This window comes from Streptomyces sp. NPDC056480 (genome assembly GCF_042795405.1).
Lineage (GTDB): Bacteria > Actinomycetota > Actinomycetes > Streptomycetales > Streptomycetaceae > Streptomyces.
The window spans coordinates 230188-243498 of sequence record NZ_JBHTSA010000001.1; the positions used below are offsets into that span (position 1 = coordinate 230188).

9 protein-coding genes and 2 tRNA genes are annotated in these 13311 nt (G+C 72.8%); 5 read left to right on the plus strand and 6 right to left on the minus strand.

Going from position 1 to position 13311, the window contains the following annotated elements; all coding sequences use genetic code 11:
• The first annotated feature begins 42 nt into the window (after positions 1–42).
• From ACFQ79_RS01075 to ACFQ79_RS01085, 3 genes are all read left to right on the plus strand, one after another.
• Positions 43–1275 carry a DUF1906 domain-containing protein gene (locus ACFQ79_RS01075; RefSeq protein WP_383578576.1) on the plus strand — a complete coding sequence of 411 codons (1233 nt, stop codon included), beginning with the start codon at positions 43–45 and terminating at the stop codon, positions 1273–1275.
• 125 nt (positions 1276–1400) lie between these two features.
• Positions 1401–1946 carry a SigE family RNA polymerase sigma factor gene (locus ACFQ79_RS01080; protein WP_073908966.1) on the plus strand — a complete coding sequence of 182 codons (546 nt, stop codon included), beginning with the start codon at positions 1401–1403 and terminating at the stop codon, positions 1944–1946.
• Between the two features lie 156 nt (positions 1947–2102).
• Complete coding sequence (locus tag ACFQ79_RS01085) at positions 2103–3755, plus strand: long-chain fatty acid--CoA ligase (protein WP_383578578.1); 1653 nt, start codon at positions 2103–2105, stop codon at positions 3753–3755.
• A 98-nt stretch (positions 3756–3853) separates the two neighbouring features.
• Here ACFQ79_RS01085 and ACFQ79_RS01090 read toward each other — a convergent pair whose 3' ends face one another.
• Entirely contained in the window at positions 3854–7867 is a 4014-nt protein-coding gene (locus tag ACFQ79_RS01090; protein ID WP_383578581.1) for a PAS domain-containing protein, read from the minus strand.
• 147 nt (positions 7868–8014) lie between these two features.
• Positions 8015–8440, minus strand: a complete 426-nt coding sequence (locus ACFQ79_RS01095) for an SSI family serine proteinase inhibitor (RefSeq protein ID WP_383578583.1) — start codon at positions 8438–8440, stop codon at positions 8015–8017.
• A 389-nt stretch (positions 8441–8829) separates the two neighbouring features.
• Between ACFQ79_RS01095 and ACFQ79_RS01100 the strand changes: the two genes are divergently transcribed.
• Positions 8830–8920 (plus strand) — tRNA-Ser (locus ACFQ79_RS01100).
• A gap of 233 nt (positions 8921–9153) precedes the next feature.
• Positions 9154–9226 (plus strand) — tRNA-Arg (locus ACFQ79_RS01105).
• 80 nt (positions 9227–9306) lie between these two features.
• Here the strand turns inward: ACFQ79_RS01105 and ACFQ79_RS01110 are convergent.
• From ACFQ79_RS01110 to ACFQ79_RS01125, 4 genes are all read right to left on the minus strand, one after another.
• Complete coding sequence (locus ACFQ79_RS01110) at positions 9307–10590, minus strand: tyrosine-type recombinase/integrase (protein ID WP_383578585.1); 1284 nt, start codon at positions 10588–10590, stop codon at positions 9307–9309.
• Entirely contained in the window at positions 10590–10787 is a 198-nt protein-coding gene (locus ACFQ79_RS01115; protein WP_383578588.1) for a helix-turn-helix domain-containing protein, read from the minus strand. Before ACFQ79_RS01115 ends, ACFQ79_RS01110 begins: the two co-directional genes overlap by 1 nt.
• Positions 10788–10962: 175 nt before the next feature.
• Positions 10963–12156 carry a DUF3631 domain-containing protein gene (locus ACFQ79_RS01120; protein ID WP_383578590.1) on the minus strand — a complete coding sequence of 398 codons (1194 nt, stop codon included), beginning with the start codon at positions 12154–12156 and terminating at the stop codon, positions 10963–10965.
• A 184-nt stretch (positions 12157–12340) separates the two neighbouring features.
• Positions 12341–13270 (minus strand): bifunctional DNA primase/polymerase, encoded by a 930-nt coding sequence (locus ACFQ79_RS01125; protein ID WP_383578592.1) that lies wholly within the window; start codon positions 13268–13270, stop codon positions 12341–12343.
• Positions 13271–13311 lie beyond the last annotated feature (41 nt).

The window sequence follows — 13311 nt, forward strand, 5'->3', positions numbered from 1 at the left end:
TCTGCGGTGGCCGTGCGGGGCGGGCGGTCCTTCACTCGCGCCATGAGCACACACGCACCACGACGGGAGCCCACTCCCGCCCGCGCATCCGCGCCCACTCCCCCGCCCGCTCCCGCACGCGCGGCCCCGTCCCGCACCTGGCGCCGGGCGCGGATCATGGTCGCGGCCGTCGTCGCGGCGCTGGCCGGGGCGGCCCTGGCCGGCGCCCCCGCGCCGGCCGTCGCTCCCGACCGCGCCGCGGCGGAGGCCCCCGCACCCGCCGCCGGTCCCCTCGCCCGCGCCACCACTCCCGTCACCACTCCCGCCCCGGCCCCCGCATCCGGCGGCGACGCCGCCGCCCCCGCCCTCGTGCACTACGTCGGGCGGGCCTTCGACACCTGTGAGGCGCCGTCCCTCACGGTGATGAAGGCCTGGCGGAGCTCGCCGTACGGGGCCGTCGGGATCTACTTCGGCGGACGGGGTCGCGGCTGCCCGACCCAGCGGGAGCTGAACCCCACCTGGGTCGCCTCCGTCGATGCCATGGGCTGGCGGCTGCTCCCGCTGTTCGTCGGGTCGCAGGCGCCGTGTGTGAACGCCGCCGCCAAGCGGCCGTTCGCCATCGGCGGCAGCCCCGTGAGCCAGGGCACCCGCGAGGGGGGTGAGGCCGTACGGGCCGCGCAGGCCCTGGGTCTGGACGTGAGCAGCCCGCTCTACCTCGACATCGAGGCGTACGACCCGGGTGACGCGGGCTGCGCCGCGACCACCCTCGCCTTCGTCCGCGCCTGGAACCGGGAGGTGAGCCGCCTCGGCTACGTGCCCGGGTACTACAGCAGCGCGGACACGGGGGTGCAGGACATCGAGGCGGAGCGGCGGGCGGGGACGCAGGACCTGCCGGCCGTGATGTGGTTCGCGCGCTGGCTGGGGCGGCCCGCCCTGTACACCGAGCCGGTGCTGCAGCCGGAGGCCTGGACGCCGCACGCCCGGATCCACCAGTACGCGGGCAATGTCACCGAGGCGTACGGCGGCCGCAGCCTCTCCATCGACCGGAACGCCATGGACGCACCCGTCGCCCGCGTCATCCCCCTGGCCGCCCGCACGCCGGGGATCGCCGACTCGACCGGGCTTCCCGGCTCGGCAGGGATCACCGGCTCGACCGGGCTTCTCGGCTCGGCAGGGGTTCCCGAATCGGCCCGGCTCAGCGGCTCGGGCGGTGTTCTCGGCGCGGCCGGTGTTCCCGCCCCGGGCGGGGCTCCCGGCCGGGCCGGGGAGGCGGTGTCCCCCGTCCCCCGACCCTGAGGCCGCCCCGAGGGCTCTCCACCCAGAGGAGGTCGGGCCGTCCCCACCCCTACAACCTGAGGCGGACTGCGGGTCGGGACCTGGGGCCGATCCGCCGGGTGCCCCTCCCCTCATAGCGTGGAGTCATGACTCCGCCACCCTCTGGCCCCGTCTGCGCCGGTGCCTCGCAGTACGCGTCGTACTCGACCTTCTCGTCGTACGTACGGGCGCGTGGGCCCGTGCTCCTGCGCACCGCGCGCTCCCTGACCGCCAACCCCTGCGACGCCGAGGACCTGCTGCAGACCGCGCTGGCCAAGACGTTCGTCGCCTGGGAGCGCATCGAGGACCACCGCGCCCTGGACGGCTACGTCCGCCGCGCGCTGCTGAACACCCGTACGTCGCAGTGGCGCAAGCGCAAGGTCGACGAGTTCGCCTGCGACGAGCTGCCGGAGCCCTCCGGCGTCCCGGAGCCGGACCCGGCCGAGCGGCAGGTGCTGCACGACGCGATGTGGCGCGCGGTGCTGAAGCTGCCCGAGCGTCAGCGCCAGATGGTGGTTCTCAGGTACTACGAGGACCTCAGCGAGGCACAGACCGCCGAGGTCCTGGGAGTGTCCGTCGGCACCGTGAAGAGCGCGGTGTCGAGGGCGCTCGGGAAGCTCCGTGAGGACCCGGAACTGACCCCCGTCCGATAGGCGGCACGGACAGAACGGCTCCAATCGACATAGAACGCCACTCGTGCCAGTGATCACTGGCATTTTCCGTACTCTCGGGTAGTGACATACCGAGCGGTACGTGCGCAGAATCGCCACACCCTTTCTGCCACGTAGCGCCCACCGGGAGGACGCCCCGTGTACAGCACCATGCAGGACGTACAGCTGACCGTGAGCCGCATTCTCAAGCACGGAATGACGATTCACGGGAAGTCGATCATCACCACCTGGACGGGCGAGCCCGAGCCGCAGCGCCGCACGTTCGCGGAGGCCGGAGCACGCGCGCACCAGCTGGCCAACGCCCTGCGCGACGAACTCGGGGTCATCGGCGACCAGCGCGTCGCGACCCTCATGTGGAACAACTCGGAGCACGTCGAGGCGTACTTCGCGATCCCCTCCATGGGCGCGGTCCTGCACACCCTCAACCTCCGTCTTCCCCCCGAGCAGCTGGTGTGGATCGTCAACCACGCCGCCGACCGGGTCGTCCTCGTGAACGGCTCCCTGCTCCCCCTCCTCGCCCCGCTGCTGCCGCACCTGCCGACGATCGAGCACATCGTGGTCGCGGGCCCCGGCGACCGCTCCGTCCTGGACGGCGTGGCACCCCGCGTGCACGACTACGAGGAGCTGATCGCGGGCCGTCCGACCACGTACGACTGGCCCGAGCTGGACGAGCGTTCGGCCGCCGCCATGTGCTACACCTCCGGCACCACCGGCGACCCCAAGGGCGTCGTCTACTCGCACCGTTCGATCTACCTGCACTCGATGCAGGTGAACATGGCCGAGTCGATGGGCCTCACCGACAGGGACACGACCCTGGTCGTCGTCCCGCAGTTCCACGTCAACGCCTGGGGCCTGCCGCACGCCACCTTCATGACCGGCATCAACATGCTCATGCCGGACCGCTTCCTCCAGCCGGCCCCGCTCGCCGACATGATCGAGCGCGAGAAGCCGACCCACGCGGCCGCCGTCCCGACCATCTGGCAGGGCCTGCTCGCCGAGGTCACCGCCAACCCCCGTGACCTCTCGTCGATGTCCCAGGTCACCATCGGCGGCGCGGCCTGCCCGCCTGCGCTCATGGAGGCGTACGACCGGCTCGGCGTCCGTCTCTGTCACGCCTGGGGCATGACCGAGACCTCCCCGCTGGGCACGATGGCCCACCCGCCGCACGGCCTCACCGCCGAGGAGGAGTGGCCGTACCGCGTCACGCAGGGCCGATTCCCGGCCGGTGTCGAGGCCCGCCTGGTCGGCCCGGCCGGCGAACACCTGCCCTGGGACGGCGAGTCCGCCGGTGAGCTGGAGGTGCGCGGCACCTGGATCGCGGGCTCGTACTTCGGCGGCATCGACGGCGAGGCCATCCGCCCGGCGGACAAGTTCAGCGAGGACGGCTGGCTCAAGACCGGCGACGTCGGCGTGATCAGCCCCGACGGCTTCCTCACCCTCACCGACCGTGCCAAGGACGTCATCAAGTCCGGCGGCGAATGGATCTCCAGCGTCGAGCTGGAGAACGCGATCATGGCGCACCCGGAGGTCGCCGAGGCCGCCGTCGTCGCCGTGCCGGACGAGAAGTGGGGCGAGCGCCCGCTGGCGACCGTCGTCCTCAAGGACGGTGCCACGGCGGACTACGAGACGCTGAAGGCCTTCCTCGCAGACGAGGGCGGCATCGCCAAGTGGCAGCTCCCGGAGCGCTGGGCGATCGTGCCGGCGGTGCCGAAGACGAGCGTCGGCAAGTTCGACAAGAAGGTCATCCGCAGGCAGTACGCGGAGGGCGAGCTGGACGTGACGGAGCTGTAGTCACGGTTTCCGTACCGGCCGGACACGGACACGGGTGTGGGGAGGGCTTCGACGAAGCCCTCCCCACACCCGTTGCGCGTACGCGGAGCCGTGCCCGGCTAGTTGGTGCCGATCTTCGCGAGCAGGTCGACGATCCTGGCCTGGACCTCGGCGCTGTTCGAACGCTCGGCGAGGAAGAGGACCGTCTCGCCTGAGGACAGCTTCGGCAGCTCCTCCTCCGCGAGGTCGACCGAGGTGTAGACGACGAGCGGGGTGCGGTTGAGCTGCCCGTTCGCCCGCAGCCAGTCGATGATCCCGGCCCGGCGGCGGCGGACCTGCATCAGGTCCATCACCACCAGGTTGGGCTGCGTCTGGGTGGCCAGCGTGACCGCCTCGGTGTCCGTGGCCGCCCGTGCGACCTGCATCCCGCGCCGCTCCAGAGTGGCCGCGAGCGCCTCCGCGATGTCCTCGTTCTCCTCGATCAGGAGGACGCGGGACGGGTGCTGCTCGCTGTCGCGCGGGGCGAGCGCCTTGAGGAGTACGGCCGGATCGGCGCCGTACGCGGCTTCCCGGGTCGCCTGCCCGAGTCCGGCCGCGAGGAGGACGGGCACCTCGGCGGCGACGGCCGCCTGGCGCAGCGACTGGAGCGCGGTACGGGTGATGGGCCCGGTCAGCGGGTCGACGAAGAGCGCGGCCGGGAAGGCGGCGATCTGGGCGTCGACCTCCTCGCGGGAGTGCACGATCACCGGCCGGTAGCCCCGGTCGCTCAGCGCCTGCTGGGTGGAGACGTCGGGGGCGGGCCAGACGAGCAGCCGGCGCGGGTTGTCGAGCGGCTCCGGGGGGAGTTCGTCGTCGACGGGGCGCGGCGCGGGCCGATTGGCGACCTCGACCGCGCCACCGGGGCCGTCGAGCGGCTCCGGACCCTCGTCGGAGCCCTCGGCGGGCGCTCCTATGGCGTACGCGCGGCCCTCGGGCGCGCGGGACGACGCCTGCGCCGGGGTGTCCGCCTGCGAGTGCGGCCTGGCATCGCCGTGGGCCGGTACGGGGAGCGCGGCCGGGACCGGCGGATCGGCCTCCGGCGGGGTGGCGAGCCTGCGCCGCCGCCCGGAGCCGTTGGAGCCGCCCGTGCCACCGGCGCCGTGCGAGGGCGCCCCCGGGGCCGCAGGGGCCGCCGGGACGGGAGAGAGCGCAGGGGCCGCAGGGGCAGCCGGGGCGGGCGGCGGGACGAAGGGAACGCCCTGCCCGAGGGTGCGCACGCTGAACGCCCGCCCCTGGGTCGAGTCCTTCGGCATGGGCAGCTCGGGCGGCAGCGGTACGGAACCCGTGCCGGTGCCGGTGCCGTTCCCGGTCCCGGGCGAGGAGGTGCCGGACGAGCCGGTCCCTGATCCGGAACCGGTGCTGTTCCGGGGCTCGGCCTGGGCGGGGGAGACGGCCTGAGCCGGGTCCTGCGCCTGCGGCAGCGACGGCAGCGACGGAAGCGAATCCGGCTCGGGCGGCGGGGGCGTGACGGCCCGGCGGCGCCCGGTCGGCTCGACCGGCGGCTGTGCGTGCGGATGGGGCTGCGGAGGCGTGTGATCGGCGCCGGGGACACCCCGTACGGCCTCGTGCTGTCCCTCGTCGGAGACCGGCATTGGCCCGGCGACGGGAGCGGGGGCACCCGGACCCGTGAACGGCGCCGTACCCGGCTCCGAGGGACGGTCGGCATCGGCGGGCGGGAGCGCGAACGGCGTCCGGGGCCCGGCCTCGGCCGCCGCAGCCCGCTCCTGAGCGGCGGCGAGCGCACGCCGTCGCCGCCCGCTCGGCTGAGGCTCGGGCGCGACCTCGGCGGAGGCCACGGCCGGCAGGGCGCGAGCGAGCGCGGGAGCCGACGGAGCCCCCGAGGGCTCGACGGCGACGCCTTGCGGCGGCACGGCGGCGCCGAGCGCGGCCCGCCCCTGCGCGCCCTCGGCGGCGGTCACGACGGAGCCCTCGGCGGGCCGGCCGCGCCGGCGCCCGGTCGGCTCGACGACGGAGGCGCCGGGGGAGCCGGGGACCGGGCCGGCGGCGGGAACGGCCTGTTCCACGCCCGAGTTCTGCTGGGCCGGGATCAGTTCGGCGGGTCCGCCGACGGCCTCTGCCGTACGGGCACGGCGACGCCCACTGGGCTCGGCACCGCTCTCAGGGGCCACCGAGCTCTCCAGGAAGGCGTCCGTGGAGCTGCGACGGGCGCGTCGCCGCCCCCCGCCGGAGGTCTCCGAGGAGTCGGCGGAGAGCGCGAGAGGAGCGGAAGGGCCGGAAGAACCGGAAGAGCCGGAGGAAGCAGCGGAACCAGAGGCACTGGACGAGCCGGAGGCACTGGACGAACCGGAGGCACTGGACGAACCGGAGCCACTGGACGAACCGGAGGAGGGAGCCGACACGGGCCCGGAAGCCTGCGCGGGCAGCGCGAGCGCCTCCCGACCGCCGCCGCCCGGTCCACCGCCCGGCCCGCCACCCGGTCCGAGTTCCGGCGTGTGGCCCGATCCGCCCGCCGGCCCCTCATGACCCGTCTCCGTGGCGGGGACCGTGCCCCGACCCGTACCGACGGGGACTTCGAGGACGTACGCGCCGCCGGTCGTCCCCGGCACCTCGTGGGTCTGCACGACACCGCCGTGCGCCGCCACGATGCCGCGTACGACCGGCCCGTGGACCGGGTCGCCGCCCGCGTACGGGCCGCGGACCTCGATCCGTACGACGTCACCGCGCTGTGCCGCCGCGACGACGATGGTGGAGTCGGCCGGCCCGGAGCCCTGGGCGGTGGCGCGGTTCTTGCCGGTCGCGTCCACGCCGGCGACGTCCGCGACGAGGTGCGCGAGCGCGGTCGCGAGCCGGGGCGCGTCGACCTCGGCCTCGATGGGCGGTGCGTGCACGGCGAACTGCGCGCGGCCGGGACCGATCAGGTCCACCGCCCCGTCGATCCCCGCCGTCACGACCCCGTCGAGGAGCGCGACGCGCTTGTCCAGCGCCTCCGCGCCCGCGTCCAGACGCTGGTAGCCCAGCACGTTGTCGACGAGCGCCGTCATGCGGGCGTACCCGGCGGCGAGGTGGTGCAGGACCTGGTTGGCCTCGGGCCAGAGCTGTCCGGCGTCGTCGGCGGCGAGCGCGCCCAGCTGGGTGCGCAGCTCCTGGAGGGGGCCGCGGAGGGACTCGGCGAGGACGGCCGTGAGCTGCTCGTGCCGGGCGGCGAGGGAGGCGTACCGCTCCTGCTGCGCCTCCCGGTCGGCGGCGTTCCGCTCGGCGCGGTCGGCGAGTTCGGCGGCGTTCCGCTCGGTGAGCTCCTTGATCTCGGCGGCGTGTTCCTCGACGAGCTGCTCGTACGGCCTGCGGTCGGTGAAGGTCATGACCGCGCCGACGAGCTGGTCGCCGTCGCGGACCGGGGCGGTCGTCAGGTCGACCGGCACGCGGTCGCCCTTCTTCGCCCAGAGGACCTGCCCGCGGACGCGGTGCTTGCGGCCGGACTTGAGGGTGTCGGCGAGCGGCGATTCCTCGTACGGGAAGGGCTCGCCGTCGGGGCGCTTGGCGAGGATCAGCGGATGCAGCTCCTGGCCGCCGAGTTCGCCGGCGCGGTATCCGAGGATCTGGGCGGCGGCCGGGTTGACGAGGACGACGCGGCCGTCGGTGTCCGTGCCGACGACGCCCTCGGCCGCGGCGCGCAGGATCATCTCGGTCTGCCGCTGCGAGCGGGCGAGTTCGGCCTCGGTGTCGAGGGTGCCGGTGAGGTCCCGGACGACCAGCATGAGGAGCTCGTCGCCGGTGTAGCCGCCGTACGAGTCGTAGGCCTCGCGGCCGTCCTCCAGGCTGGCGCTGGTCACCTCGACGGCGAACTCGCTGCCGTCGGTGCGGCGGGCGATCATCCGGGTCGGCTTGGTGCGGCCGCGCTCGTCGGTGCCCTCGGGCCGGCGCATGGAGCCGGGGATGAGGCGGGAGTCGAAGCCGGGCAGGAGATCGAGCAGACCGCGTCCGACGAGTGCGGTGCCCGGGGTCTCGAACATGCCGAGGGCGATGGTGTTGGCGTTGACGACCGTGCCGTTGCAGTTGACGAGCACGAGGCCGTCGGGCAGGGCGTCGAGTATGGCTGCGAGGCGAGCAGCGCCCCGGGATGGCCTGCTGCTCACGACGACGTTCCTCCCTGACGCACTGCAACGTGCATGCCCTATCGGCCGGCCGGCCCCATCTTGCCCCTCGGGCCGCACCCTGTCACGGAAGGGAGTCTAAGGGAGCCTCCGGGGAGTGACCCCGGTCTCATCCCCTCCCATCCCGTCTCATCCCCGGACAAGAGGAAGGACCGGCTCCAGATTCTCCCAGCGGTTGATCTCACAGCCGTTGGCGCGGGAGAAACGGGCGTCGACCGTGCGGCCCTGCCAGGTGCCGGTGATGTGGGCGAGGGCGGGGCCGCCGTACATCTGCGCGCAGACCTGGTCCGCGGGCACGGGCTTGAAGGGGTCCGCGCCCTCCTTCGCGAGCTGTTCGAGCCGCTCACAGGCGTTCTCGCGCGCCGGGTGGTCTCCGCCGGTTCTGTCGTCGCACCTCAGCTCGAAGGTGCCGTCGGCTTCCGGGTGGCCGCTCTCGGAGACGGTCACGGTCAGCTTCTCGGGCGGCGAGAGCAGGGGCAGCGGCGGGAGCGGACCGAACCCCGCGGTGCCGGCGGCGGCGGTGGCGAGGGAGGCGAGGACGAGACGGCGCAGCATGCGGATCTCCAGGAGCGGGGGAGCAGGGGAGCGGGGAGCGGCGGTGGACGACGGACGCGGGCGCGGGCGCACGACGTGCCCCCGCCCCGTCTAACGCTCCGGGCGCCGGGGCGTTGCGCAAGCGGGGTGCGCCGGAAGGGCGGGCGGCGGGGAGGCGGCCGCCGGCGAGCCCGGAGGCCTTGGCGGCTCCGACGGCTTCGACGGCTTCGGCGGATCTCGACGACTTCGGCGGATCTCGGCGGATCCCCGCGGCTTCGACGGGCGCCATGTCGGGGCCGCTGGGCTTTGCCCTCGACCCCGAAGGGCTAGTACGGTGAGAATCGATTGGTGACAGCCGGTTCGCCTGTGTCATCATCTGCACGCACCACTCGCGTATGCGCGAGGTGCGAGGAGGCGTCGCCTAGTCCGGTCTATGGCGCCGCACTGCTAATGCGGTTTGGGTCTTAAAGCCCATCGAGGGTTCAAATCCCTCCGCCTCCGCCCCTACCGAAGCCCCGGCCCCACAGGCCGGGGCTTCGGCCGTTTCCGGCCCGCCGCACACCGCCCCCGCCCACCCCCACCATCCGGCCGCACTCATGGCCCGTCCGGCGTTTCCGCAGGTCACAAGGGGTGAGGCCAATGGATTTCACATGGCGGCGGCAGTCATGTAATGTTCTGTCTGTCGCCGCGAGCGGGTCGAAAGACCGGGGAGCGGAGGCAAGACAAAAGAACAAGCACTCGTAGCTTAACGGATAGAGCATCTGACTACGGATCAGAAGGTTGCAGGTTCGAATCCTGCCGAGTGCACACAGATCAGAGGCCCCCTGGACATCGTCCAGGGGGCCTCTGACATCAGCGGGTGACATCAACGCGGGCGTACGAACCGATCACTCGGCCGGGGATTCCTCCGGAGCCTCACCGGTTTCTTCGCCGAGGTCGTCAATCCCCAGCGCGTCATCCATCCGATCCGCTGCCGCCCTCAACGTCGTCTGCATGACGTGCGCGTAGGTGTCGAGCGTCATCGTGATCGTGCTGTGCCCGAGCGTCTCCATGATGATCCGTGCGTCCACCCCCTGCGCGAGCAGCAGTGAGGCGCAGGTGTGCCGCAGGTCGTGCACCCGAACTCGGCGCACCTTCGCCTTGGCGCACAGGAGCGTGAGCATCCTGTTCAGGCTGCGGGGGTCGGTGGCCCGACCGGTCGACGTGGTGAAGACGAGCCCGCCCGGCTGGTGGTCCAGCGGCTTCCACTTCCCGCCGGCCACCTTCCGCTCTTGCTCTTGGGTGGCCCGGTGCGCGTGGAGGGCGTCCACGCACCGCTTCGGGAGCGAGACCGTACGGATGGACCGCGCCGTCTTCGGAGTGCCGAAGAGAAGTTCCCGCTTGATCCGCTGGAGGTTCCGGCGAACCCGGAGCTGACCGCCGCTGAGGTCGACGTCCGACCACGTGAGCGCGAGGACCTCCCCACGTCGCAGACCGGTGGAGACCATGAGCAGCCACAAGGCGTAGAGCCGGTGGTCTCGGGCCGTCTTCAGCAGCAGGCGGGCCTCTCCCGCGTCCAGGGGGCGAACCTCTTCACGCTTCACGGTGGGGGTCTCCACGATCTTGGCGACGTTGCGGGCGATGAGTTCCTCGCGCATGGCCTGTTGGAGGGCCGCACGCAGGACGGCGTGGACGTACTGCACGGTCCGGGCCGAGGGGCTGCGCTTGCAGCACTTGTTCACGGCGCAGCAGCTCCGCTCCCCCTTGGGGCGAGCCGCGTCCGCCCCGCGCAAGCAGCACAGGCAGCCGTCCTTGAACGCGGCGAGGAAGAGCCGGACGTCCGTGGGCGAGAGGCGGTTGAGCCGCTTCTTCCCGAGGGCCGGCCGGATGTAGAGCCGGGTCAGCCCCTCATAGCTGTTGAGCGTCGAGGGCTTGAGCCGGGTCGGGGCGATAGCGGCGAGCCAGTAGGTCAGGTAGTCCCCGAACGGCATCGCCGACGTGGCGGCGGGGATGCCCTGCCGGGTTTTGCTCTGCATCTCGACGAGCTTGTCGCTCACCTCCTCGCGGGTCTTGCCGTAGACGAACTTCCGCACGCGGGTGCCGTCCGGCCGGTAGACGTACGCGGCGGCCTGGTAGCGGCCGTCCGCGCGCTTCGTGATGGTGCCTTCGCCGTTGGCGCGCCTCTTGGCCATCAGGCGGTCTCCTCAAGTCGGGTGTGGATGTAGGTGCGGAGGGAATCGAGCGGGATGCGTCGGGCGCGGCCCTCGGTGTAGCTGGGCAAGGCGCCGGAGCGAAGCAGGTCGTAGACCTTGCCGCGGCTGAGCTTGAGTGCCGCCATGACCTCCGGGACGGTCACGGCCGTGTGGGTGGTCGGGAGCGCGATGCTCACCAGAAGCCTCCTGAAGGGCTCGGTCAGGGCCTCTCGGCCCCTTCCTGTCAGGTCCGCTACTTCCGCTACCTCCGCTACCGCCCTGGTCAGGGGCATGATCGAGGTAGCGGATAGGGGTAGCGGTAGCGGATGTGTCCGCTACCGGCCGGGGCGTGGGCCGGTAGCGGGGTAGCGCTTAGGTAGCGGACGCGAAGAGCTCTTCCGCTACCGTTTCCGGGCCGCTGACCTGCGGGGTAGCGGAGGTAGCGGAGGTAGCGGCCCTCAGGAGGGGTGGGGGGCAATAGCGCTGCCACGCGTCATGCAGATCGGCGGCGTAGTAGCCCTTGAGGACGGTCCCCGCGGTCTTGATATTGCGGGCCTTGACCGGGGTGTTGTCGCTGGTCATGTACTCCCCCAGCATCTTCGCGAGGCCCCGGGAGTCGAGCGGCCGGCCGCTCATGTCCGCCCACGGCGCCTCGTCGAGCGAGCAGAGCCGGTCCAGGACGGCGACGGTGGGCAGCCGGTCGATGCCGACCAGCACGTGGTCACGCAGATCGGTGAGGAGCCGGATGCCGATCGAGCCCTTGTCGTCAGCGCGGGCCGCGTCGACCAGCTCGACGCACGCGGCGCGTGCCCGTTCGGGCCAGTCGCCGCCGGCCGCGTCGGCGACGGACAGCAGGGGCTCCCACACGTCGGCGGGGCGGTCGGTGACGCCCTCGGGCATCTCGGGCCACCGTCCGGCGACGTCCTCGCGAACCTGGTCGGCCCACTGCGCGAGCCGGTCACGCAGGGCGTTGCCTTCGGCTTCGTGCAGGCGGGCCCGGAAGGGCTCAACGTGCTCGTTCCTGGCGCGTCGGCGCATGCGGATGATGACGGAGCGGGTGGTGATGGTGTCGGGCAGTCCGCCGAGTCCGGCGACGGCGACGGCCGTGTAGGAGGGGAACTCCACGACGGTCTGGTTGCCGCCGTCGCCGATGCACCGGTAGGTGACGCCGGAGCGTCGGTGGCCGGCGTTGAGGAAGCCTCGGAGTTCCTCGTTGTCCCCGGCCTTGGGGCCGAAGACGGTGTCGATCTCGTCGAAGAGGATCGTGGGCCGCCCGGCCGGGTCGGAGACGGACCGGAACAGGGCGGCGGCCCGCGCGTTCACCGCGAGCATCGGCCGCGGCACGAGGGTTTCGACGACCTCCAGGGCGCGGGACTTGCCGGAGCCGGGCTCCGGGGAGAGGAACGCGAGCCGCGGGGTGGAGTCGAAGGCGTCGAGGAGGTGCGCGTGGGCGTCCCACAGGGCGACGGCGACGTAGGCGGCCTCGCGGGGGAAGACGTTGAACCGGCGGTGGAAGGCCTCGACCTCGGCGAGGAGGGCGGAGCCGTCGATGGGCTGCGGGGTCATGCGGCTTCCCCTTCGGACAGGAGCGGGCGGAGGCGGTCGACGGGGTGCGGGTCAGAGCTGATGGGGACGCCTTCGGCGACGACCCTTCGGGCGCCCACGGCCACCGGGGCTACCGGCCGCTCGGCGGGGCCGGGCTGGATCGGGGACCCGGTGAGGCTCTTCAAGCGGGGAGGAGGCATGTGGTTCACGCGGCCCGCCGCTGCGGGTTGTGGGCGATGGACCAGTTCAGACCGCTGCGGATCGTCGCCGCACAGGCCTTCGGCGCCAGGCCGGCCGCCTCCCCCGCCTGTTGAAGAGCCTCCTCAACCACGTCCCGGGGAAGGTCGCCCCATGCGACGAACCGCCCCAGCGCTCGCGCCGCCGACAGCAGCGTCGAGTTGCGCTCTCCCTGCACCGCCCGCGCCACGCTCGCGGTCTCAGCTTCCAGGCCGCGCAGGGCGTACCGCTGGGCACGCACCGCCCGGTCGGCGATCGCCGCACGCGACGGCACCGTCGAACGAGGCGGGGTGAGCAGGCTGTACAGCCACGCGGGGAGGGGTACGAGGGCTCGGTCGTCGAGGACCGTGTAAGCCCCGGTGGGGGTGAGGCTGCCAGGGGCGACGACGTACCCACCCCAGGCTCGGGTGTCGATGAACTTGCCCAGCTTTCCAGCCGAGTTGGGCATGCGGATGCCAGATGGGGCGGTGAAGTAGAGGTGCTGTCCACCACTCGCGGTCTGCGTCCGGTAGGTGGCGGGGACGGGCTGTCCGGTGCGCTCGCAGAGCGCTTCGAAGGTCGTCGCGCCGTCAGGCGTGTCCTGACTGCTGTTGGGCTTGGGCAGGTCGAGGTCGACCACGAGCAGCCCGGAGGGGCCGGTGGCGATGCCGACGTTGAACGGGCGGTCCGCCCACGCTCGCCGGATCCGGTCCGGGTCGGTCGTGGCACGGTCCTCCCACTTGCGGTGCCCTCCGGCGCAGTCCCGGATCTGCGGGCACTGCTCCTCACCGTGGAGCGCGGGCCGCTTCGTTCCGGGTCGGAGCGGGAAGACGTGCCAGCCGCGGTCGGCGGCGCTGAGTGCGGCGTCGAGCGTCGACGGGTGCTCGCCGTCTCGCCGGATCGGGGTGGATTGGGTCATGCTGGAGACCTCCACAGGTCTGTAGCGGATCGGGAGAAGAG